Source organism: Deltaproteobacteria bacterium (assembly GCA_016178705.1).
Lineage (GTDB): Bacteria > Desulfobacterota > Binatia > HRBIN30 > JACQVA1 > JACOST01.
Map to the genome: position 1 here is coordinate 730517 of JACOST010000014.1, position 23072 is coordinate 753588.

16 protein-coding genes are annotated in these 23072 nt (G+C 64.9%); 12 read left to right on the forward strand and 4 right to left on the reverse strand.

The annotated features are described in order from the left end of the window. The first annotated feature begins 9 nt into the window (after positions 1-9). The 6 genes from HYR72_11400 to HYR72_11425 all read left to right on the forward strand — a co-directional run bounded on the left by HYR72_11400 (position 10) and on the right by HYR72_11425 (position 13004). Positions 10-2592, forward strand: coding sequence for a HAMP domain-containing protein (locus HYR72_11400; GenBank protein ID MBI1815576.1), 2583 nt, complete (start codon positions 10-12; stop codon positions 2590-2592). Between the two features lie 27 nt (positions 2593-2619). After that, a complete protein-coding gene (locus HYR72_11405) occupies positions 2620-3534 on the forward strand; it encodes a protein-glutamate O-methyltransferase CheR (GenBank protein ID MBI1815577.1) in 915 nt (304 codons plus the stop codon). After that, the gene (locus HYR72_11410) at positions 3534-6896 is read left to right on the forward strand and encodes an Hpt domain-containing protein (protein ID MBI1815578.1); all 3363 of its coding nucleotides are present in this window, start codon (positions 3534-3536) and stop codon (positions 6894-6896) included. The genes HYR72_11405 and HYR72_11410 overlap by 1 nt, the downstream gene beginning before the upstream one ends. A gap of 20 nt (positions 6897-6916) precedes the next feature. Further along, a complete protein-coding gene (gene cheB, locus HYR72_11415; GenBank protein MBI1815579.1) occupies positions 6917-8140 on the forward strand; it encodes a chemotaxis-specific protein-glutamate methyltransferase CheB in 1224 nt (407 codons plus the stop codon). Between the two features lie 11 nt (positions 8141-8151). Beyond that, entirely contained in the window at positions 8152-12642 is a 4491-nt protein-coding gene (locus HYR72_11420) for a response regulator (GenBank protein ID MBI1815580.1), read from the forward strand. Between the two features lie 119 nt (positions 12643-12761). Then, complete coding sequence (locus tag HYR72_11425) at positions 12762-13004, forward strand: hypothetical protein (GenBank protein MBI1815581.1); 243 nt, start codon at positions 12762-12764, stop codon at positions 13002-13004. 10 nt (positions 13005-13014) lie between these two features. Here HYR72_11425 and HYR72_11430 read toward each other — a convergent pair whose 3' ends face one another. Beyond that, positions 13015-13281 carry a BolA family transcriptional regulator gene (locus HYR72_11430; GenBank protein MBI1815582.1) on the reverse strand — a complete coding sequence of 89 codons (267 nt, stop codon included), beginning with the start codon at positions 13279-13281 and terminating at the stop codon, positions 13015-13017. A gap of 113 nt (positions 13282-13394) precedes the next feature. Between HYR72_11430 and HYR72_11435 the strand changes: the two genes are divergently transcribed. The 6 genes from HYR72_11435 (at position 13395) to HYR72_11460 (ending at position 19264) form a co-directional block, all read left to right on the forward strand. Continuing rightward, positions 13395-14723 (forward strand): hypothetical protein, encoded by a 1329-nt coding sequence (locus tag HYR72_11435; protein MBI1815583.1) that lies wholly within the window; start codon positions 13395-13397, stop codon positions 14721-14723. A 31-nt stretch (positions 14724-14754) separates the two neighbouring features. After that, complete coding sequence (locus tag HYR72_11440; protein ID MBI1815584.1) at positions 14755-16686, forward strand: ABC transporter ATP-binding protein; 1932 nt, start codon at positions 14755-14757, stop codon at positions 16684-16686. Between the two features lie 60 nt (positions 16687-16746). Next, on the forward strand, positions 16747-17526 hold the full coding sequence (lexA, locus tag HYR72_11445; protein MBI1815585.1) for a repressor LexA: 780 nt from the start codon (positions 16747-16749) through the stop codon (positions 17524-17526). Between the two features lie 150 nt (positions 17527-17676). Beyond that, positions 17677-18087: a methylmalonyl-CoA epimerase gene (gene mce / locus HYR72_11450; GenBank protein MBI1815586.1), complete on the forward strand. Its 411-nt coding sequence runs from the start codon at positions 17677-17679 to the stop codon at positions 18085-18087. 1 nt (position 18088) lies between these two features. Beyond that, on the forward strand, positions 18089-18511 hold the full coding sequence (locus HYR72_11455; protein ID MBI1815587.1) for a VOC family protein: 423 nt from the start codon (positions 18089-18091) through the stop codon (positions 18509-18511). 3 nt (positions 18512-18514) lie between these two features. Then, the gene (locus HYR72_11460; protein ID MBI1815588.1) at positions 18515-19264 is read left to right on the forward strand and encodes an SDR family oxidoreductase; all 750 of its coding nucleotides are present in this window, start codon (positions 18515-18517) and stop codon (positions 19262-19264) included. A 171-nt stretch (positions 19265-19435) separates the two neighbouring features. On the opposite strand, the gene HYR72_11465 is transcribed toward HYR72_11460, so the two are convergent. From HYR72_11465 to HYR72_11475, 3 genes are all read right to left on the reverse strand, one after another. Next, a complete protein-coding gene (locus HYR72_11465; protein ID MBI1815589.1) occupies positions 19436-20185 on the reverse strand; it encodes a hypothetical protein in 750 nt (249 codons plus the stop codon). A 1177-nt stretch (positions 20186-21362) separates the two neighbouring features. After that, positions 21363-22418: a selenide, water dikinase SelD gene (gene selD, locus HYR72_11470; protein ID MBI1815590.1), complete on the reverse strand. Its 1056-nt coding sequence runs from the start codon at positions 22416-22418 to the stop codon at positions 21363-21365. A gap of 84 nt (positions 22419-22502) precedes the next feature. Beyond that, a complete protein-coding gene (locus HYR72_11475; GenBank protein MBI1815591.1) occupies positions 22503-23069 on the reverse strand; it encodes a hypothetical protein in 567 nt (188 codons plus the stop codon). Between the last annotated feature and the right edge of the window lie 3 nt (positions 23070-23072).

Below are 23072 nucleotides of genomic sequence, written 5' to 3' on the forward strand. Positions count from 1 at the left end.
AGGTCCACCATGGCCGAGAAGATTACCCCAGCAAGAGGATTCAGAGTGCCGATTCGTCTGCAGCTGATCCTCTTCTTCGTCCCGCTCACCGTTGGTGCGCTCGGCTTCTTGGGCTGGCAGAGCTATCAAGTCGGCGCCGACGCGCTGCGCCAACAGGCCGTGCGGCAGCTGCAATCGATCCGCGACAACAAGAAGCGCGAGATCGAACGCCACTTCCGCCTGGTGGAAGACCAGGTCATCACGATCGCCCGCAACCCCAGCACCGTGCTAGCGATCAAGCAGTTCAACAACGCCACTCGCGAGTTGGACAGTGATCCCGTCACCGATGGGCCGGGCATGAAGGACCACATGCTGGCGCTCAAGCAGTTCCTCGAAAAACGATACGAACGCGATATTCGGCGCGAACGCATCGACCTCAAGTCGCTCTTGCTGCCGCAACGCTCGGCGGTGTGGTTGCAATCGGCTTACGTAGCCATGAATCCGAACCCCGAGGGCAGCAAACAGCTTTTCGAAAGTAGCAATGACGGCACCCGGTACACCGCCTATCATTCGATCTGGCATCCGATCTTCCGCAGCATGGTCGAAAAGTTCCGCTTTCAAGATCTCTATCTGATTGACGCCAACACCGGCCGCATCATCTACTCGGTGTCCAAGGGAACGGACTTCCAGACCAATCTACTCGATGGTCCGTACCGTGACGAAACGATCGGCAAACTGTTCCGACGTTTGCAAGCCGAGTCGCGCGAGGGCGACTACTTGGTGGTCGACTTCAAGCAATACTTTCCGCTGGGCGGCAAGGCTATGGCCTTTGCCGGCGCCCCGGTGTTCGAAAACGGCCAGAAGACCGGCGTCGTGATCGTGCAGGTGCCGATTGCCGGGATCAACAGCATCATGACTGCCGACCAGAAGTGGGAAGAAGTCGGTATGGGCGAAAGCGGCGAGACGTATCTGGTTGGGCGCGATTTCCTCATGCGCAGCGACAGCCGCTTCATGAATCAGGAGACGCCGTCAGGAACCATTATGGGCCAGACCGGGACGACAGTGCTCCAAAACAAGGTCGATACGGCGGCGGTGATGGCGGTGAACGACGGATTGACGTACCCCTCCCCGGGCGAGACGCCTGCCTACGAGAATTATATGTCCACCCGTGTGCTCGGTGCCTCGACCCCGGTCGAGATTCGCGGTCTGCAGTGGGGTATCGTCGCCGAGATCAGCGAAGCCGAAGCGCTCCGGCCTGTGGAACGGCTGCGCACCTTGAGCCTTCAGATCGGTGGCGGATTGATCGCTCTCGTCGTTGTCTTCACGCTGTTGTACTCCACGCTGCTGACACGCCCGGTGCGGGCATTGGCCGGCACGATGCGCGAGATTCAACAAGGCAACTTCCGCGCCCGCGCCAAGGTCAAGGCGCGCAACGAGCTGGGGTTGCTCGCCACCGGTTTCAACCAGATGCTCGACGAACGCGTCGATGCCCTGGTGCAAGCCGAAGAAGAAGGCAAGCGGCTGCAGAACGAAATTCGCGATCTGCTGACCGTGGTGGCCGGCGCCTCGGAAGGCGACTTGACGGAGCGGGCGCAAGTCGGCAGCGGCGTGCTGGGTAACCTGGCGGACGCGCTCAACCTGATGTTCGAGAACGTTGGCGAACTGATCAAGCACCTTAAAGGCGTATCAGCCCGCGTGGTTTCGTCCGCGACCCAGATTCAGGCCTCCGCCGAGCAACTCGCGCAAGGCTCAGCGCGCCAGACTTCTGACATCACCAGCACCACCGCGGCGGTGCAGGAAATGACCTCGAACATTCAATCGGTGTCCGAGAACGCGACGGTCGCCGCTGAAGCCGCCAAGCGCGCTGAAGAAGCCGCGCACCAGGGCGGGAATGTGGTTAAACGCGTCGTCATCGGCATGGATGCGCTGGAGAAGAACACCCGCGCCTCCGCCGTCAAGATCAAGCGGCTGGGTGAGCGCTCGATGGAAATCTCCACCATCATCGGCACGATTCAGAAGATCTCGGCGCAGACCAACATGCTCGCCCTCAACGCCGCCATCGAAGCGGCGCGCGCCGGTGAACACGGCCTCGGCTTCACCGTCGTTGCCGACGAAGTCCGCAAGCTGGCGGAACGTACCGAAGGGGCCGCGGAGGAAATCGCGCGCTTGATCGCCGCGATCCAGGCCGAGACCAACGACTCGGTGAGTGGCATGGAGCGCCAAGCCGAACACGTCGAACAGCAGCTCGGGTTGGTGTCGGAAGCCGGAAACGCCCTCGACCGCATCTTACGGGCGTCGGTGCAGAGCGCCGAGCTGATCGCCGAAATCTCGTTGGCTGCCAACCAGCAGGTGCGCGGTGCCACCAGCTTGAGCGACGCGATGTTGAGTATCTCGGATGTCGCTCGCCAGGCCCAGGTGTCGTCGGAACAGACGCAGCACAGCACCGCGTCGCTGATCGAAGTCTCGTCGGAACTGAATGCGCAGATCGGGTTGTTCCGCGTCGAGACCATCGGCAATGGCAACGGCCATGCGGAACCCGGGGCCCCGACGGCGCAGGTGGTCGCGCTCGAAGATCCCGACGCCACCGGCAACGGGCACGCCACCACGATCTGACGCGATTGCTGTCGAGCACGGGCCGCCATGACGCGTACCCTCGAACTTCCCGATTGGCAGGTCGCCTGGGTGCGCGACGCGGTGGCGGCTCGCTGCGGGCTCTACCTCGGTGGGCCGCACGAAGCGCACCTCAGTAGCCATGTGGCCACTCGTATGCGTGATCTTGCATTGAGTTTCGGCGACTACGCCCGCTTGTTGCAGGAAAGCCCGGTGAGCGGCGGTGAGTTGCAGACGTTGATCGAACGCCTATGCATTCACGAAACCAGTTTTCTGCGTGACCCGGGCCAGTTTCACGCCCTGGCGCGTTTCATTCTCCCGCAACTGGTGCGCGACGCGGTCCGCGACGGCCGGCGCCGCCTGCGCTTGATCAGTGCAGGCTGTTCCACCGGCCAAGAAGCGTACTCCCTGGCGATGATCGCCGAGGAGTCGCGGCCGCTGCTCGAAGACATCGAAGTGGAGGTGGTGGGGTTGGACGTGAGCGGGGATGCCATCGAGCGGGCGGCACGGGGCCGCTACTCGGCCCGTGAAGTCGCCATGCTGGATCCGTGGCGGCGCGATCACTATCTGCAGCCGGTCGGGTCCGAGTTCGAGATCATCCCGGGGCTGCGGCGTTCCCTGCGCTGGCTGCGCTGCAATCTGACTGGGGCACTCCCGGTGACGCAGGTTGATGTCATCTTCTGCCGCAACGTGTTGATCTACTTTCAAGGCGCCCAGCGCGATGCCCTCGTGCGCAACCTGGTGGCGGCCTTGCGCCGGGGCGGATTCTTCGTCCCCGGTTTTGCCGATTCCCTCCAAGCCCACCGCGACATTCTTGAGCCCATTCGCACCAACGGAACGGTGATCTTTCGCCGCGGGCTGCGCCCCACGGCGATTGTCGGACACGGTGGCGAGAGTGCTCCGTTCGGCAGGATGGCTGCCAGCGGAACGGGGAGCGCGAGCTAATGGCCGACCGGTTTAGCATTGACAACATCAGGGAACTTTTCCGCGACGACGTCCGGCGGTTCCTCCACGGCATGGAGGCCCGCCTCGAACAGTTGATCTCCAACCCACGCGATACCGCCGCGCTCGATGAAATGCGCGCGCTCGGTCACTCGCTAAAGGGGACGGCGTCGCTCGTCGGACTGACCTACTTGAGCCGCGCGGGCAGCGTCATCGACCGCGTCGCCGAAGTAGCCGAAACGCACGGCCAGAGCGACGCCGGCGAAGCCCTCGCCATCTTCCGCCAAATGCAAGCCGCCCTGCCGGTGATCGACCGCTTGCTCGAAGACTGCCTCGCCGGAACCAATCCAGAGACTCAGGAAAATCTCTACACCGAGTTGCTGCTCACATTCTCCGCACGCACCCGAACCTATCTGCACGAGGTCGATGCGAGCATCGACCTGGGAGCCGCAGCCGACTCCGCGCCGCCGGCCGACGAACCCGCAGATGCAGAGAGCGAAGATGCAGAGAGCGATGACGCCGAGGGCGACGAGGCGGACGAATCCGAGACCGCCGCGCACGCCGAGTCCGCGCCCACCGCCGACGATGAGTGGGCGAAGGAACTGGCCGAAATTTTTGCCGCCGAGTTGGAGTCGCACCTCGAACGTGTGCCCAACCTCATCGCGCTGCTCGCCGAACCGACGCAGCAGGCCGACGTGTGTAAGCAGCTGTCGCGCATCTTCCACACCATCAAGGGTTCGGCGGCGATGGTGGGACTCAACGATCTGTCCACCATCGGCAAGCAGTTGCAGGATGCTTTCGGCGCGCCGGCGGAACAGCCGGACCGGTTGCCGCTGGCACCTGACTTCCTGGCCACAACCTACGAGGCGATGGCCAAAGTGTTCGCGGCCGCCGGCAAGCCACCACCGGCGTTGCCGAGGTTGGCGCCGCCACTGTTGGTCGACGCCAACGTCGCCGATCTTGACCGCGAACTGCTCGATGCGTTTACCATCGACGCCACCGAGGCGATCGAGGCCTCCGAGCACTTGCTCTTGCAGCTCGAACGCCAGCCCGACGATCGCGAGCTGTTGCAGGCCTTGTTCCGTCACTTCCATACCCTCAAGGGCGCGGCAGCGGCGGTCGGCCTCGAACGCGTCGCCGAGCAACTCCATCACGGCGAATCGCTGCTCGAAGCGGTGCTCGATTCCGAAGTGTCAGTCGACGCCGTCAAACTCGTCGACTTCCTCTTCCGCCTCACCGACTCGGTGACCGGCTTGATCAACACCGCCCGCGGAGTGCGTGACGAGCAGCGCACGATCCTCGGCGACGTGGGGGCCGAGGTGACCACGTTGATGATGGCGGCGCCGACGCCGGTGGAGGCCGAGGTCTCCGGCCGCCGTGTAACTGGCGTGCCGGAGGCAGAAGGCGACATGGCGCCGGAATCGCTGGCGGCGCGCGGCGCCGATTCCGAAACCAGCATCGTGCGCGTGCAGGCCTCCCGCCTCGATGCGCTGATGAACCAGGTGGGTCAGCTGGTCGTCAGTCGCACCCGCATGGATCGCAAGATCCAAGCGTTCGCGGAACTGCGCGACAAGCTCTACTTCTGCCGCACGCGCCTGGCCGAAATCATCGAGGGCTTCCAGGGGCGCTACGAGTTCAACACCGGCGATCGCCAAATGACCATGGCACCTGGGCGCGCCGCCAGCGCGCCGCGTCCGACCAACGGAGGCGAGACCCACGGCGCTACCGAGCGCGGCGGATCGGCGGACGATTTCTTCACCGATCTCGAATTCGACAAATACGACGACATCAACATCCTCTCCCGCAGCGTCATCGAGCTGGCCACCGACACCGGCGAGATCGCCGATCAATTGGGCGGCTTCATCGACGCTTTTGGCGAAGAGGCACGCCAGTTCTCCAAGATCACCACCGGTCTACAGCGCCAGATCACGCGGCTGCGACTGGTGCCGCTCGACACCTTGTTCCGCCGCCTGCTCCGCCCGGTGCGCGACGCCGCGCGCCAGGAAGGCAAGCTGGTCGACCTGCACTTCGAGGGCACCGACGTTCAACTCGACAAGTCGATCGTCGAAGCGCTCTACGCGCCGCTGCTGCACATGGTGCGCAACGCGGTCTCGCACGGCATCGAATCACCGGCCGTGCGGCAAGCCGGCGGCAAGGCCACCGTCGGCACCATTCGCATCTCTGCTACGCAGCGCCACAATAGCGTGCTGCTGTTCGTGCAAGACGACGGCGCCGGGCTCGACTTCGACGCCATCGCCGCGCGCGGCCGTACGCTCGGCCTGATTGCCCCCTCGGTCGCCCCTTCGCGCGAGCAACTGTTACCGCTCATCTTCCGCCCCGGCTTCAGCACCGGCGAGACGGTCACCGATCTGTCCGGCCGCGGCGTGGGCATGGACGTGGTTGCTCGCGACATCACCAAGCTCAACGGCAGCCTGCTGGTCGACTCGAAGGACGGGCTGGGCACGACGATCCGGATCGCGTTGCCGACCACGACTTCGATCGACGAAGTGCTGCTCTTGGAAGCCGGCCCGCAGGTCTATGGCTTGCCCGTCGACTTCGTCGAACAGGTCATCGCGGTCGAGATGTCGGAACTCGTCGACGTCGATGGCCAGCGCATGCTGCGCGTCCGCAACGAGTTGCTGCCGGTACTGCTGCTCGCGCCGTTGGTCGGGGAAACCGTGCCGAGCGAACACGGGGTCGCGGTGCTGTTGCGTGCCGGTGAGCGCGCGCTGGCGTTGATCGTGGATCGTGTACAAGCGCAACAGGAAGTGGTGATCCGGCCGCTCGGCCGCGTGCTCGATGCGCATCCGTTCCTGTCGGGGGCGACGATTTCCGGTGCCGGTGCAGTGATCTTCGTCCTCCACGTCGGCCGTCTCTTCGACGTGCTGGCAGCAGTGGCCGATCGCCAACCGACCTTCATCATGAATGAGTCCTCCGACGCGCCGGTGGTCGAAGCGCGCGCGGTGCTGGTGGTCGACGATTCGATCAGCGTGCGCAAGCTGGCGCAACGCTTCGTCGAGAGTGGTGGATTGGAAGTGGAGACCGCCGTCGATGGCATCGACGCGATGGAGAAACTCGCCAGCGGGCGCTTCCGCATTGTGGTGACCGACCTCGAGATGCCGCGGATGCACGGCTACGAGTTGATCGCCGAGATTCGCCGGCATCCGCAGTATCGACACTTGCCGGTGATCGTCTGCAGCTCGCGCTCGAGCGAGAAGCATCGCCGGCGCGCGCAGGAGGCCGGTGCACAAGGCTACATCACCAAGCCGTTTACCAAGGAGCAGTTGCTGGCGGAACTGGAGCGTCTCATGGAAGGTCGCGCCGAACCGATGCGCGGCAATGGCTCGGCCTCCTTGAGCGGGTAGAGTTGGGGGGATGCACGTCGATGTCGAGCGAAGAAGCGCGGGCTTGCCCGGACGAGACACCCGCGATCGAGCGTGACCACCGCCTGCGGGTGTTGGTGGCGGATGACTCCGGCCTGATGCGCCGGACTATCACGCAGATTTTGCAGGAAGAAGGTGACATCGAGGTCATCGCCACGGCGCGCGATGGCGCCGAGGCGATCGAACTCGCCGAGCGCTTGCGGCCCGACGCCATCACCATGGACGTCAACATGCCGCGCGTCGACGGCCTGCGTGCGGTCGAAGTGATCATGGGCCGCCATCCGGTGCCGATCGTCATCATCAGTTCGTACACCAAGCGCGGGGGCAAGGCCGCGGCGCAGGCGCTGCACTATGGCGCGGTCGAGATCATTGAGAAGCCCTCGCAGGTTGGGGTCAGTCTCGATCTCGATCTCCAGGCCGCCGAGATTCGCGGCAAGGTGCGCGCCGCCGCGCGCGTCCGCGTCGTGCGCACGGCCTCGTTTGGCATGGTTCGCCGTCCCGCCGCGATCGAACCGCTCAGCTCCACGGCGGCCGCGCGGCCGCGGCCACGTGCGGTCAAGCCGGAGAAGTTGTTTCCGATTGTTGCCATCGGCGCCTCCACCGGCGGTCCGGCCGCGCTCAGCGACATGTTGCCGTTGCTGCCGGCGCCCTTCCCCGGGTGCATCTTGATCGTGCAACACATGCCCGCGGGGTACACCAGCGATCTGGCGCACAGTCTCGATCAGCGCAGCGCGATCACGGTGGTGGAAGCCCGTCACGGTGATCCCATCGTGCCGGGAGTGGCGTACATCGCACCGGGTGGCTGCCACATGGAGTTCGCGAACGATCACATCAAATTGCACGCCGAAGCGCGTCGCAACATGCACCGGCCGAGTGTGGATGTGTTGTTCGAGAGTCTCGCCAGCGTGGCGCCACGGCTGCAAGTCGTGATGCTCAGCGGCATGGGCGACGATGGCGTGCACGGGATGAAGCGCCTGCGCGCCGCCGGTGCCGCCACGATGGTGCAAGACGAGGAGAGCTCCGTGGTCTGGGGCATGCCCGGCTGCGCCGTGCGCGCCGGCTGCGCCCAACTGCAGATGCCGCCGGAGCGCTTGGCGGAATATCTGTGCGCGGCCGTCGGTGTGGCCCCGAATCCGATTCTGGTCCTCGACGAGGTCGCCAACAAGCCGTCGATTGCTGAGCGGAGACTCGCCCGGTCCGCGATTTCTCCGGGGCCCACGGTGTGAACGAGTCCAAGATGGATCGCGACGAACGCGTGGCTACCGCGAACCCCCCGAGCCCTGAAGATCTGATCTGTCTGCAGGCGTCGATCGACGAACTGCGGCGCGAGCGGGACAGCCTCAGCAAGCGTCTGCAAGCGGCCGAGAGCGGCGCCCGCGAGAAGGTCCAACTCTCCGAGTCGCGCCTGCGCGAAGCGCTCGCCCAGATCGACGGCTTGAAGCGCACCACGCAAGCCATGCGCGTGCGCTTGGAGGCCGAAACCAAACGCGCCGAACAAGCGCAGGACGCGCGCACGCGTCACCACGCCGCGACCGAAGCCCTGCAGACCGCTAACGCCGAGCTGACCACCGCGCTCGATGCCGCTCAGGCTCGACTCGCCGATCTCGAAACCGAGAGCGGCATTCATGAAGGCGAAATTGAGCGCCTGCAAACGGAACACACGGAGGCCAGCGCGCGCATCGAAATGCTGACGACCCAGCTCGATGACGTGCAGCACACGATCGCCGAACGCACCCTGGCGGCGGAAGCGGCCGCCGCCCAGCAGGCCGAGTTGGCGCAGACGCTGGCAGCGTTCGAGGAGCAGCAGCGCGCCCTCCACGATTCGCTCAGCGCGCTGCAAGCGGATCGCGATCACGTGCAAGCGGCGCTCGACGAATCGGAACAGGAGCGCAGCCGCGCGTCGGAAGCTCAGCAGACGATCGCCCAACGCGAAGCGCAACTGGTCGCGAACCTTGCGGTTGCCCAGCAGCGCGAGACTGAGTTGCACGCCACGATCGAGAATCTCCAGCGCCAACATGCCGACGATCGCGCGGCGACCGCGGCGCAAATCGAGTCGCTGGTCCAGCAACTGGCCAGCGCACAACAGCAGCACGCCGACTCCGAACGGCAGATCGAGGCCACCCGCATTGCTCACGCGGAAGAGTTGACGCTGTGGCAGGACACCGCGACGCAGCGGGAAGCCGAATTGGTCATCGCTCGCGACGACCTAGCCCGCCGGCTCGAAGAGACGGAATCGCAGACGATCCTCGCCCGCGAGGAAGCCACCGCCCTCGCCGCTCGACTGCACGATGCGGACGCGGCCCTCGCAACCGCAACCACGCAGCGGGTGACGTTGGAAGAAGAGATCGCCGCGGCCCATGAGGATCACGCTCGCGAACGCACGGTGTTCGAAACCGCGGCGCGCCAGCGCGAAGAAGAGCATCGCCACGAGATCGAATCGGGGCGCGCGACTCTGGCCGAACGCACCGCGGCGCTTGCCGCCGAGCGCGATACCGTGGTGCAACGCGTGCGCGAGAGCGACGAGCTGCTCGAAGTCGCCAGCGCCGAGCAGCGCGCGCTCTCCGATCGGGTCGCCGCGCTCGACGCCGAGCTGAACGCACGCAGCCGGCGGATCGATGAACTGGTCGCCGCGGCCGAGCAACTCCGCCAGCAGCACGTGGCTGACATGCAGGCCGCTACCGGCGACGCCCGGGCGGCCCAGGAGGCGTTGCAGTGCGATCTCGACGCCGCTCGCAGCGATGCGCAGAGCACACAGGCGACCGCGGCCGAGACTGCAGCCCGCGTCCGCACGCTGGAGGAACAGCTCGCGAGTCGCGAAGCGCAGGGCGGTGAGCTGTCGGCGCAACTGACCGCGCTCGCGGCCGCGGTGAGCGAACGTGATGCACAGCTCGCGCAGCTTCACACCGCGGCTGAGGCGGCGCGCCAACAGCAGGCGCTGGAACTGCAGGCGGCGGCTGATAGCGCCCACGCCCGGGTGAGCGCGCTCGAAGCGCAACTCGCCGCCGGCTCGGCCGAGAGCGCGACATTGTCGGCCCAGGTGGCGGCGCTGCGGATCACCCTACAGCAGCGCGAGGACGAGCTGACGCAGTTGCGCAGCGACGACCAGCAAGCGCGCGAGCAGCTCAGTGCGGAACTCGAAACGACGCGCGCCGAACTGTCCAAGCGTACCGTGTCACTCGATGCGATCCGCCCGCAAGTACGGGCGCTCGAAGCGCAACTCGCGGAACGGGACACTACGCGCAAGGCGCTCTCGGATCGCATCGCCCAGCTCGAAACCGAGCTGCGCGAGCGCGATGGACGGGTGCAGAAGCTCACCACCGAAGTCGAGGCCCTGCGGCAGGAGTACTCGGGCGAGCTGGACGAGTGGCAAGCCACCGCGGCGCAGCGCGAGGCCGAGTTGGTTGCCGCCCGCGATGCCTTGGCGGGCCAACTCGCTGAGGAGCAATCCCGCGCCGCGCATCTGCGCGATCAGGCCGCGGCGGCCGGCGAACGGATGCGCGAAGTGGAAACCGCACTCCAGGCCGCACAACAGGAAACCCAGCGACGCGATGCCGAGTGGCGTGACGCGCATGCGGCCCATGCGGCCGCGCAGGCCACGCTGCAACAGGAGATCGAGGCGACGCGCAGCGACGCGGCGGGGCAACGAGACGCGCTGGCGGCGGCAGAGAACCGCATCCACTCGCTGGAAGAATCTCTGACTGGACGTGACGCCGAAGGTGGCGCGCTGGCCGGGCGACTGGCGAATCTCGAAGCGGAGGTGCAGACGCGCGCGGCGCGCATCGAGGAACTCACCAATGAGGCGGCCGCGCTGCGTCAACAACACGCCGGCGAGATCGAGGCCTGGGAGCAAACCGCGGCGCAACGCGAAGCCGAATTGGTGGCGGCGCGCGACGCGCTCACGGATCGCCTCGCCGACGAAACCGCGCAGGCCGCGGCCGCGCGCGAGCAGGTGAGTGCGCTCAATGCGCAGGTGCACGAGCTGGAGGGCACGATCACCACGCTGCGGGCCGGTGGTGCGGAAGTCGAGCAGCAAGAAGCCGCGTGGCGCACGGCCGAGGCGACGCTGCGGCAAGAGATCGAGGCAACGCGCGTACAGTTGGCGAGCGGCCAGGCTGCCCTCGATGCCGCACGCGAGGAAGCGCGGTCGCTGAGCGAACGCGCGATCGCACGCGAAGACGAGATCAACGCGCTGCAGACGCAGCTCGCGTCAGCGCATGATGTCGCGCCTGCCGTGTCGCCGGAATCGTTGTCGGCGGCCGAAGAGCGCGAGCGCGCGCTACAAGAGCGCTGCGACGAACTCACGCGCCACCTTGAAGAGGTGCAGGACCAGACAGTCGGCGCCCTGCAGGCGCAGGAATCCCTTGGTCTGCGTATCGAGGAACTCGACAGCGAGCAGCGCGAGCTGCACATGCGCAACGATCAACTGACCGCGCTCAACGGCCAACTCGAACGCGAGTGCGAGAAGTTGCGGCGCGAGCGCACCACTGGCGACGACACACGCAAGCAAAAGGCCGACAACACGCGCCTGGAAGCCAAGATCGCGGAGATCGAGCGCCAGCACGCCGAGGCCGCGCAGCGCCACTCGGCGGCCGTCGCCGGCTACATGGTCGAGCTCAATCAGCGGGCCGAGACGCTGCACGCGCGCACGGTCGAATTGCAGAAGGCCAACGAAGAATTGAACTTGACGCGCCAGGCCTGCGACGACGCCGTGTCGCAACTGGCCCTCGTGCGTCAAGAGCGCGCCGACATCGAACAGCAAATGCTCGAGCTGCGCGCGGTGGCCTCGGCGGCCGCGGCGCGGCCGAAACCAGAAGAGCGGATGCCGCCGCAGCCCGCTCGCCCCGGTGCACCAGCCAAGTCCGCCGAGCCCGCCGCCGCCAAGCCTGCGATGGCCGACGCTGCGGCGCCGGGCGCGTCGAAGCCGGCCGCGACTCCATCGGGCACCCCACCGCCGCCGCGCACTATCAAAGGTGGCGCGCCGCTCACGCTGGTTCACCTCGAAGAGAACAAAGCCTTCCGCGATCACGTGCGCGAGCTCCTCAGCCCGTTGCCCGAAGCGCACTATCTCAACACGCTCGATGGGCAACCAGCAGCGAGCAACGGTTTGCATATGCTGGCGGTCAATCTGCTCAACCGGGCGCACGATCCGTTGGCCGCGATCACGTCGACGGTGTCGGCTGATGCGGAGCACGCCGAAGTGTTTGCGTACTGTGCCGATGGGGCGTGCGGCTTCGCCTTCGGCAAGGTCGACTTCTTCGCCGCACCGATCGATCCCGACGGCTGCGTGACGCGATTGCTGGAACGGCGTGGCTCGGTGCAGCGTCTGCTCGCGGTCAGCGACAACGTCGAGATGACCGGCGCGTTGCGCGAAGTGCTGGCGCGCGTACGCTGCTCGACCTCAGTCGCCTTCGACGTCCGGCAAGCGGTCGATCTGCTGCCGATGATCAAGCCCGATGTGGTGTTGGTCGACTTCTCGTTGCCGCGGGGCGAAGGGCTGCGCTTGGTGAGTCGGCTGCGCTCCGATCCCAAGACGCGAGACATCGCGCTGGCGGTACTGCTGCCGACCCCGGGCAACGTCGCCGAGTTTCGCCAGCACGCGCTGCGCGCGGCGCGCGAGTTCCCGCTATCGCCGGCGCAGTTGGCCCTGGCTCTGGCCAATCGGCTCGGCATCCCCATGCCGGCGGCCGGTGGCGAAGCCAAGGGCGCCAAGATGCTGCAAACCGGCTAACGGTTCGTTTCGGTCTGCAACAAGTCATCGGTGTTGAGCGAGATGCGCGGCTCGATTGCCGCTCGTCGGGTCGAGTGGTACGAGCGAGCGGGGTTCCATCACTAAGGAGAACAGGTGCAATGCGTGTACGAGTTGTGAAGTCCGCCGTCGTAGGTGTCGCCCTGCTGGCCTTGCCGCAGGTGGCCGCCGCGGTCAATTGCGAGCAAGTGCGCAAGTATCTCGCGACCGGCCGCTCGGTGGAAGACGTTGCCGAGACAATGATCGTCAGCATCGACGATGTGAAGAAGTGCCAGCAAGGCGGCGAACAGAAGAGCGACACCAAGGCCGCCCAGCCGCCAGCCAAGCCCGCCAGCAAGAAGTAGTCGGTCTTCGCTACCCCGCCTCGCCCGGCGCGCGCGTGGTGAGGGCCAGCGCGTGGATGCCACGCTGCATGAGGTCGCCGAGCGCGGCGTACACCATACGATGGCGTTCGAGCGCTGACTTACCGGCGAAGTCGGCCGAGATCACCGTGACCGTGTAGTGCCCCCCACTGCCCGCGCCGGCATGGCCCGCGTGCTTGCGGCTGTCGTCGATGATCTCGATCTGCTGCGCGTGCAATCGCTCGCGCAGGGCGTGATCGATCGTTTCCATCATGTCCATCGGGAGCGATGGTAGCAGTGCCCCCATCGGTTGCAATCGAAAGTGACCTCGACGAGCGCCAAACCGATTTCAGTTTGACCCAAGAACTTCAATCCATGTAAGGGACCCATCCAATGTCTTCTTCAGTAGACGAGATGCGCTGGCCTGCCGACCGTCAGGTGCTGCCGGCATTGATCGTCATGTTCCTCGCGGCAGTCTTGACGCTTGTGCGTGCTGGCGAGGTTGCCGCCCAGCCGTTCGCCTACGTGACAACGTCACCGCAGCAGTACTCTGGCGGCCACACTTTTGAGCCCGGCGCGGTTGTCGTCATCGATACGGCCACTCGCAGGCTGGTCGGCCCGCCAATTCCGGTCGGACACACGCCATATGGGATAGCTGTCGCGCCAGATGGCACGCGCGCCTACGTCACGAACGAGGATGACGACACCGTGACCGTTATCGACACAATCCAGAACGCGCCTATCGGTGCGCCAATACCCGTGGGCCACACCCCCAATGGCATCGCCATCACCCCAGACGGCAGCCGCGTGTACACTACGAACGAATACGCCGGGACCGTGTCTGTCATCGACACCGCTACGAATGCGGTGGTCCGCTCGATTGGGCAAGTGATTGGTTCGGGGTATGCTTCCTGGCCCAACGCGGACATCGGCATTACCCCGGACGGTACCCGTGTCTACGTGGCGGGAAATCAAACCGTCTCAGTAATCGATGTCGCCACAAATCGAGTTGGCGGATTCATCAACTGCCCATCCTTTGATAGCTACTGCCCGGGTAGTTTTTTCCCCACGGCCTTCGCGTTCACTCATGATGGCAGGCGAGCCTACGTCGCGGGTCCCCAGGACGGCATCTGGCTCATCGACGTACTGAGCGACGAGCTGATCACCGGGGTCGTCTTTCAGAGTATGAGGTCCGCTAGCCCGGTTGCGATCACGCCAGACGACCAGCGCCTCTATGGCATAAGCCTGATCCCTACTGTGAAGGACGAGGTGGGTTTTCAGGGCGCTGTCGTGGCGATCAGTACCGTGACGAATGAAATGGTGAGCGAGCCCATAGCGGTGGGGACACAGCCGTGGTCGCTGGCGATTACCCCAAGCGGCCGGTATGTCTATGTGGCCAACGAGTACTCTGCGCACAGCCGTGGTTCGGTCTCAGTGATCGACACAGTCACAAACACGGTGGTGGATACATTGGAAGTGTACGGGTACGCCTACGCTGTTGCAATCGGGCCGGCTCTTCCGACGCCGACGCCGACCGGTACGCCAACACCCACATCAACGCCGGTTGGAATGAATTCTGGCAGCGGCTGCGGCGTCGCCCCAGTTCATTCGGCTGACTTTGGTAGCTTGGTGCAGCTCGCGATTCCAGTGCTGTTGCTCTTCGGGCGACAGCGATCGATGATCGGTCAGATCGTCAAAGCGATTCGATCGCGCGACGCTTGACCGACCCCGCCGGGGCTGCTTCGCTGGAGGCATGCAGTCAGCGGAAGCGCGGGCGGAAACATCGACGGGTCACGCGCGCACGCCGCTGCTGCGTTTCCTCGGCTACGTGGCGCCGCATCGTTGGCTGATCGCCGGCGCGGCGGGCTGTGGTGTGTTCAAGTTCACCCTGCCGTTGATCTTTCCGCTGTTCCTCAAGTACCTCACCGACGTGTTGCTGGCAGGCGGCGCCGCGAACTCGGCGCACGCGGCCGACGCCACGAATCGCTGGTTCGACGAACTTGGCGGCGTCGTACTCGCGTACGCGCCGTGGCTCGGCTCAGGGGCGAGCGGGCGACTCACGGTGATCGCGCTGGTCATGCTCGCGGTGTACGGGGTTCTCGGCGTTGCGAGCTACTACCGCAGCTACTGGGCCGGGCAAGCCGGGCACCGTCTCATCTTCGATCTGCGCTTCGCGCTGTATCAACACATCCAGAGCATGTCGCACTCGTTCTTCGACGAACGGCGCTCGGGCTCGATCGTCGCCCGCTTCGTCAGCGACATCCAACTGGCGCAGAACTTCGTCGGCTCCGCGCTCACCAACGTGTGGATGGACAGCGCGTCGCTCGGCTTCGTGGTGTGGATTCTGTTCGTGCTCGAACGCCGGCTGGCGTGGGTCGCCCTCGGCGTGATTCCGATCTACGTGCTGATGATCCGCTACTACAGCCCGCGCATCAAAGCCGCCAGTCGGTCGGTGCAGGAGATGATCGAAGACTTCTCCGGCGAGCTGCAGGAAAAGATCGCCGGCGTCGGCGTGGTCAAGGCGTTCGGGCGTGAGGACTACGAAGCGCAACGCTTCTATCGCACCAGCCAAGATCTCTTCGATCTCACCATGACCAACGTGCAGCTCTCATCGGGCAATCAAGCGGCGACGACCTTTCTCACCGCCGTCGCGCCGCTGATCGTGGTGTGGGTGGCGGGTGTGATGGTCCTGCGCAGCACGCTGAGTGTCGGGACGATGATCGCGTTCTACGCGTACCTCAGCAGCTTGTACTTGCCGTTGCAGCGCTTCAGCGAGCTGAGCGTGGTGATCAGCAACTCGTTGGCCGCCATGGAGCGCATCTTCGAGTTCTTCGATATCCGTCCCGAGGTCGCGGAAACGCCGGGCGCGCCGCCGCTGGTGCGGGTGAGCGGGCGCGTCGAGTTCCGCGACGTGGGGTTTCGCTACGCCAGTCGCGGCGCCGGACGCCCGGCGTTGGCGCATGTGTCGTTGTCGATCGCGCCGGGCGAAACCGTGGCGATCGTCGGCCGCAGCGGCGCCGGGAAGTCGACGTTGGTGTCGCTGCTGCCGCGCTTTTACGACGTGACCGGCGGGGCGCTGCTGATCGACGACGTCGACATCCGCGGCGTGACGCTCGCCTCGTTGCGCGACCAGATCGGCATCGTGCCGCAAGACCCGATCCTGTTCAGCGGCGCGTTGCGCGAGAACCTGCTGTACGCCAAACCCGACGCGACGGATGCCGAGTTGCTCTCGGCGGCGCGCGCGGCGAATGCGACGGAGTTTATCGATGAGTTGCCGGACGGCTATCTCACGCTCATCGGCGAGCGCGGCATGCGGCTCTCGGGTGGGCAACGCCAGCGCATCGCCATCGCGCGCGCGTTTCTGAAAGATCCGCCGATCTTGATTCTCGACGAAGCGACCTCGGCGCTCGACTCGGAATCGGAGAACTTGATTCACGACGCTCTACGGAGATTGATGCTCGGCCGCACGACGTTGATCATCGCGCACCGGCTCTCGACCGTGATCAATGCCGACCGCATCGTGGTGATCGAAGACGGCGAAGTGCGCGAGATCGGACCGCACCCGGAGCTGCTGGCGCGCGGCGGGTTGTATACGCAGTTGTACGAAGAGCAGTTCCGCCACATCAGCGATTCACCACCGCGGCCAGAGCCGGAGGAGCGACTTCCCGCCGCTGCCCGACGCTAGCTGGGCCGCTTGATCTTCGCCCAATCTTCGCATACGATCCAGGCCATGAAGGAGGCGACGATGGAGGCGGCGTTCGAGTTACACGAAGGGTTGGTCGACGAGACCATCGAGATTCCACTGCTCGGGGTAGTCGCGGCGGGCGAGCCGTACAAGGCGTTCGTCGTCGACGACACGTTGAGCGTGCCGGCGGCGCTGTGGGGCGGCCGCAAAGTGTTCGCGCTGCGCGTGCGCGGCACCTCGATGATCGACGAAGGGATTCACGACGGCGACTTTCTGATCGTCCAACCGTGCGAGACGGCGGAGAACGGTCAGACGGTGGTCGCCGAGATCGACGGCTGCGTGACAGTGAAGAAATTCTTCCGCGAGTCTGACGGCGCGATCCGATTGCAACCGGCCAATCCGGCGTTGCTGCCGCTGATCGTCCGCGGCGACAACATTTGCATCCGTGGCGTGGTGGTCGGGGTGATGCGCAAGTATGGTTTTGGCCAGCACGAACCGGCGCGGTCGGTCCGTCATCCATCACCGGTACGTCGCCCACCCGAACCGCCATCGCAACAAACTGAAGACATGTTCGAGATGTCGCTCAACGCCATCGACGCGCAGCTCGCGCGTTGGCAGATGGTGCTGGAGCAAGCGAAGCACGATCGCCGCCGTCGCAATCAGTTACCGCAGATGGCGGAGTTGGGGCGCGATCTGCAGGCGCTGCGCGACTGGCTCGGCCGCACCGCCAAGCCCGGTCTCCGCCGCGCGCTGATCACCGAAGCCAACAACCTCATCCGCCGCATGCAGCGCTTCGCCCCCGCGCCACCGCCGGGCCCGTCGGAGACGTTGCTGCATTGAGAGTCCACTCGCGCGGGATGATTACGACACGGCGCTGATAGCTGAAGCGAACGCGCCGAGTCCAACCCCCGTGGGTGTCCGAGCTTCTTCCCAAAATGTGGCTCCCGAGACGCCTTGTCTGCACCGGGGCGATGGATTAAGCATGCCGCCATGCTGAAGAAGATCCATCACGTTGGTATCGTCGTGCGAAATCTCGAAGCCGCGTACGCGTTCTACCGCGACACGCTCGGTCTGCCGGTTCACAAGGTGGCGACGGTTGAAGATCAAGGGGTCAAGGCGGCGCTGCTGACCATCGGCAACAGCGAGATCGAGTTGCTCGAACCGATCAACGCGAACGGCGGTGTGGCCAAATTTCTCGACAAACGGGGCGAGGGCATTCATCACGTCTGCTTCGAGACCGACAACGTGGCGAAGGAGCTGGAGGCGACGATGGCAAAGGGTATCGCGGTGCTCGACAAAGCCCCGCGCAAGGGTCTCGCCGGGATGATCTGCTTCCTGCACCCAAAGGCGAGCCATGGCGTACTGGTCGAGTACGCGCAACCGTTTCCCGAGGATCACTGAGATGGCCCTGGCGAAGAAGATCGATCACCTCGCCATCGTGGTGAAGGATTTGGACGCGGCGGTGCAGACGTTCACCACCAACTTTGCTTTTCCGGTTGTGCGCCGCGGCGAGAATGCGCAGCTCGGGCTCCGCAACGCGTTCCTGCAAGTCGGCGACGCGCAGCTCGAACTGTTCACGCCGACCAAGCCAGAGAACCCGGCGACGAAATTTCTCACCGAGCAGGGCGAAGGGATGTACGTGCTCTCGCTCGAGGTCGACGACCTGGATCAGGCGACCCAGGCGTTGACAGCGAAAGGGATCAAAGTCGGTGCGATCATGCCGGTTCCCGACGGACGGCTCGCGTTCATCAGCCCCAAAGCGACGCACGGCGTGTTGCTGCAGTTCATGGAACGGAAGAAGTCGGCAGTCGGCAGTGGACAGTAGGCAGTGGGAAAACTCGACGGGAAGATCGCGTTGGTCACCGGAAGTTCGCGCGGGATCGGGCGCGGGATCGCGCTCGAATTCGCGCGCGAAGGTGCCGACGTGGCGGTGAACTACCGGCGCGATGAGGCGGCGGCGAAAGAAACCGTGCGCGCGATCGAAGCCCTCGGTCGCAAAGCGATCGCAATCCACGCCGACGTGGCGGAGTGGCCGCAGGTGCAGGCAATGGTCGAGCGCGCGCTCGGTCATTTCGGCCGCCTCGACATCGTCGTGGCCAACTCCGGCGTAGCCTCGCGCGTGCAGTCGGTGTGGGACCTCGACGTTGAGCATTGGCACAAGGTCATCGGCGTCAACTTGCACGGCGTTTTCTACACGTGCAAGGCCACCGCGAAGCACCTCGTCGACCGCGGCCAAGGCAGTATCATTCTGATCTCCTCGATCGGTGCCGATGCGTGCGGCGCAATGGGCGCGCCATACTACTGCGCCAAGGCGGCGGTGAACGCGCTGACCAAGTCGTTGGCGAGGGAGTGCGCGCCGTCGCGCGTGCGCGTGAACTGTATCGCGCCCGGGCTGATCATGAGCGACATGGGCGAGAAGATGGTCAAGTTTTACGGCGACACCCTCATAGCCGGCATCCCGCTCGGCCGGCCCGGGCAACCGGAAGATATCGGCAAGGCCGCGGTCTACCTCGCCAGCGACGATGCCAGCTTCGTTACCGGGAAGATCCTGCGCGTCGATGGCGGCGCATGGATGTGAGGTCGTGATTCGTGTTCGTGGTTCGTGACTCGTGATTCGGGAGGATCGCGGCGCCATCAAGGCAATACGCAGCGCGGCGGCGATCGTGCGTCGCGCTGCGCGACGACTTTTGCCAGCTACCTTCGACTTTGGACTTTCAATTTTGAGCTGCGCGGGCGAAGCCCGCCCTGTCTACTGGCGCGCGCGTATGCGATCGGCGCGTGATTGATGGAAGCGCAGCGGGACGCCGCCGTCGGGTGTCGGAGTATCGGTTGGCGTCGGCGTGTCGGTGTCGGTGGCCGTCGGCTCGGGTGTGTCGGTCGCGGTCGGTTCCGGCGTGTCCGTCGTTGTCGGTTCTGGTGTGTCGGTGACGGTCGGTTCGGGTGTGTCCGTAGCCGTTGGTTCGGGTGTATCGGTTGTGGTGGGTTCCGGCGTGTCGGTCTGCGTCGGCAAGAGGGTGTTGGTTCCTGTCGGGACCGCGGTCACAGTCGACGTTGAAGATGAAGTCGGCGTCGCGGTTATAGTCGCGGTCCGGGTGACGGTTCGCGTTGGTGACTTGAAGCCGATCGGCGTGATGGTCGCCGTCCGCGTCCGCGTGGCGGTGCGTGTTCGCGTGCGGGTCGAGGTGCGCGTCGGCGTGCGGGTGATGGTCGGGGTCCGCGTGATCGTCGGAAGGTGAGTCTTTGTGCGGGTAGGCGTCGCGGTCGCGGTGCGCGTGCGCGTGCGGGTGATCGTCGGCGTTCGGGTGTTGGACGGGCGCAACGTTGCGGTTGCCGTCCTTGTTGCCGTTGGGCGAGTCGGGGTCCGAGTCGATGTTGGTGCTGGAGTTGATGTCGGCACGCCGCCACCCGCGCGCGTGCCAGGATATACGAACTGGACGGCGGCCATGTCGTCCGCCTTGACGCCGGCGCAACGGCCGTCGAAGTGCGCGATTGCTGCCATGGTCGCGGTGTTGTCGAGCGAATGTCCCAAGCCGATTGAATGTCCCATCTCGTGGGTGGCCACCTCGCTGAGGTTGCAGCGATTCCAGAACGAACAAGTCGACCAGCCGTTGTTGAAGGTCACCTTGCCGAGCGCGATTTGCGAGAAGGTGGTGCCGTTGACGACCTTGGTCGCACCGCCCGAACAATATCCGCCGATGGCGAGGATACCGCTGCAACTCGACGGGTTGGTGATCTCGTTGAATGGATCGTTGAACACCAAGCGGTTGCTGCCCGAACAGGTGTTGAAGGCGGATGGACCGGTGTCGCCGCCATCGCCGAGGACGATGCTGGAGTTAGGGACGTTGCTCCAGGCGGCCATCGCATCGAGGATCGCGTTACGTGACTCGGTGGGGCCGATCTTCGCATCGCCGGTGGTGTCGATCGCGTAGTTCACCGGTAAATCGCTGTCGGGTTGAAACCATCGCGCGCTCCCGAGCAGAACGAACGCGTCGCGGGTCTCGCGCGGAATGTTCTCGCGAACCTCGGGCGGTTCGACGACGATCGGTGGCTCATAGCCAGCGGTGCGCATCGCAGCCAGCTTGTGCACGCGCCGCTTCAACCGTTCGAGCTTGGTCGCGCGCGGCGCCGGAGCGATGCGCAACTCCCCGTTGACCGGAACCAAGACCAGAGCACCGCCGAAGTCGCGGCGTGCCTGCAGCTCGCCGTGCGCGTTGTAGTCGATCGAGTATTTCCCCATGGTCAACGCGGTGGTCTGCAGTGTCCCGTCGTGGTTGCGGCTGAGGAACAGCAGAGAACGCTCGCCGACCCAAAACTCCGGTGCCCCGAAAACTGCCTCTGTGCGTGTGCCGACCGATCCGCCCGGCTCCTTCAAAATGATCTGCCCGCCATCGGGTAGGTCGCCCATCAGTACCTGATCGGTGTCGAGCGACACGTAGGTGTGGACCGGGCTGCTATCGTCGCGGCTAGCCGACTCGATGTGGGTGACTGTCCCAATCACGACCGCGACCGATTGATCCAACAGGGCGCGCTCTTTCATGAGGACGAAGGTGGTGGCGCCGGCCGGCGATGTCCAGAGACTGCCGACGGTCACCATCAGGGCGAGGAGCAGGGGTTTGGGGGCGCGCATTTCAGGGTTCAACGAGCAGAATATATGCCACGGATTTGCCGTCTTGCCGCTAGGCTATCACACGAATAAGGCCTGTGGGATCGTCGAAAAGTTCGCCGATATCCGCCACTGTGACGACGCCATGATCGTGCAGCGCTCGCTGCAATTCTGCCCTCTTGCGCTCTGCCACAGCGAGCAGCAGGCCGCCCGAGGTCTGCGCGTCGGCCAGAACCAATTTGGTTTCGGGCGACACACTCGGATCGAACTGAGCGAAGTCCTCAGCAAAAGTCAGGTTGCGACGGCTGCCACCGGGGACGATGCCATCACGTGCAAGCTGTGGCACCTCAGGCAGCACCGGTACTTGCCGGGCGGAGATACGGGCGCTGAGGCCACTACCGGCGGTCATTTCGTGCAGATGCCCAAGCAAACCGAAACCCGTCACGTCGGTAGCTGCATGCACACCGATGGCGATCGCCGCCTCGGCGGCGGCGCGATTGAGCATGCTCATGATCGCGATGGCCCGTTCGATCAGATCGGTTGACGCCAGGTCACGCTTGATCGCGGTCGAGATGATCCCCATCCCCAGCGGCTTGGTCAGGATCAAGCGGTCGCCCGGCTGCGCGCGCGAGTTGCGAATGATCTTGTCGGGGTGAACCACGCCGGTCACCGCCATGCCGTATTTGGGTTCGCGGTCATCCACGGAGTGACCACCGACGACGGAGACGTTGGCTTCATGCGCTTTGTCGGCACCGCCACGCAGGATCTCTCCCAAAATTTCGAGCGGCAACTCGGTTGCCGGGAAGGCGACAATGTTGAGCGCAACGATCGGGCGTGCGCCCATCGCATACACATCACTCAACGCGTTGGCCGCGGCGATCTGGCCGTACGCGTACGGGTCGTCGACCAATGGCGTGATGTAGTCGACCGTTTGGACGATGGCGAGGTCGGGCGTCAGACGATACACCGCGGCGTCGTCGGACGTTTCGGTGCCGACCAAGAGGTTCGAGTCCGCCGGCGCGGCGGGCAGTTTGCGCAGGATCTCAACGAGATCCTTTGGGCCGATTTTGCAGGCTCAACCCGCGCCGTGACTGAACGAGGTGAGGCGAATACGCGCTCGATCGTCCATGCGCGCGTCTTACCACACGCGCATGGGCAACACGACGCAACGGGTGATCAGTTGCAACCGGTCATCGATTCAGAAATCGCCGACTCAGAAATCGCCGAACTCGGGCGGATGGTCCTCCTGGTACATCATGGAGATGATGCGCTTGCCGGGATTCTTGTGGTCGTTGGCGACGGTCACGTTGAGGATCGTGTTGCCTTTCTTGAAACCGAGGAAGGATTGCTCCTTACCCTGATAGTTCTGTTCGATGACCCAGCCCTTGGCGCGGAGATCCTTCTCATAAAAGTCGTAAACCTCCTTGCGCTCCTGCTGCGCGCGGATGATCACGGCTTTGGCGTCGGCGGGCAGCTTGTGGATATCGGCGACTTCGAATCCTTCCATCATCGGCACATCGGTCGGGAAATCTGGCGGCAACTGCCCCGCTTCGGTCACCGGTGTCGGGCTGGCGACGTCGGCTTGCGGTTGAGTGGGCGGCATCGCGGGCGACGCCGCCATCGCCGGGGCGTGCAGCGTCGGGCGCGAGCTGGCGAAGCCGGTGCCGTGACCCGCCGGCGTCGGCGCCTGGGCGATCTCCTCCACTTGCTTGTGACACGTACACGAGCTGATGAGGCTGCCGACGAACAGCAACGGGAGCCAGCGATTCATTCGACCCATGGA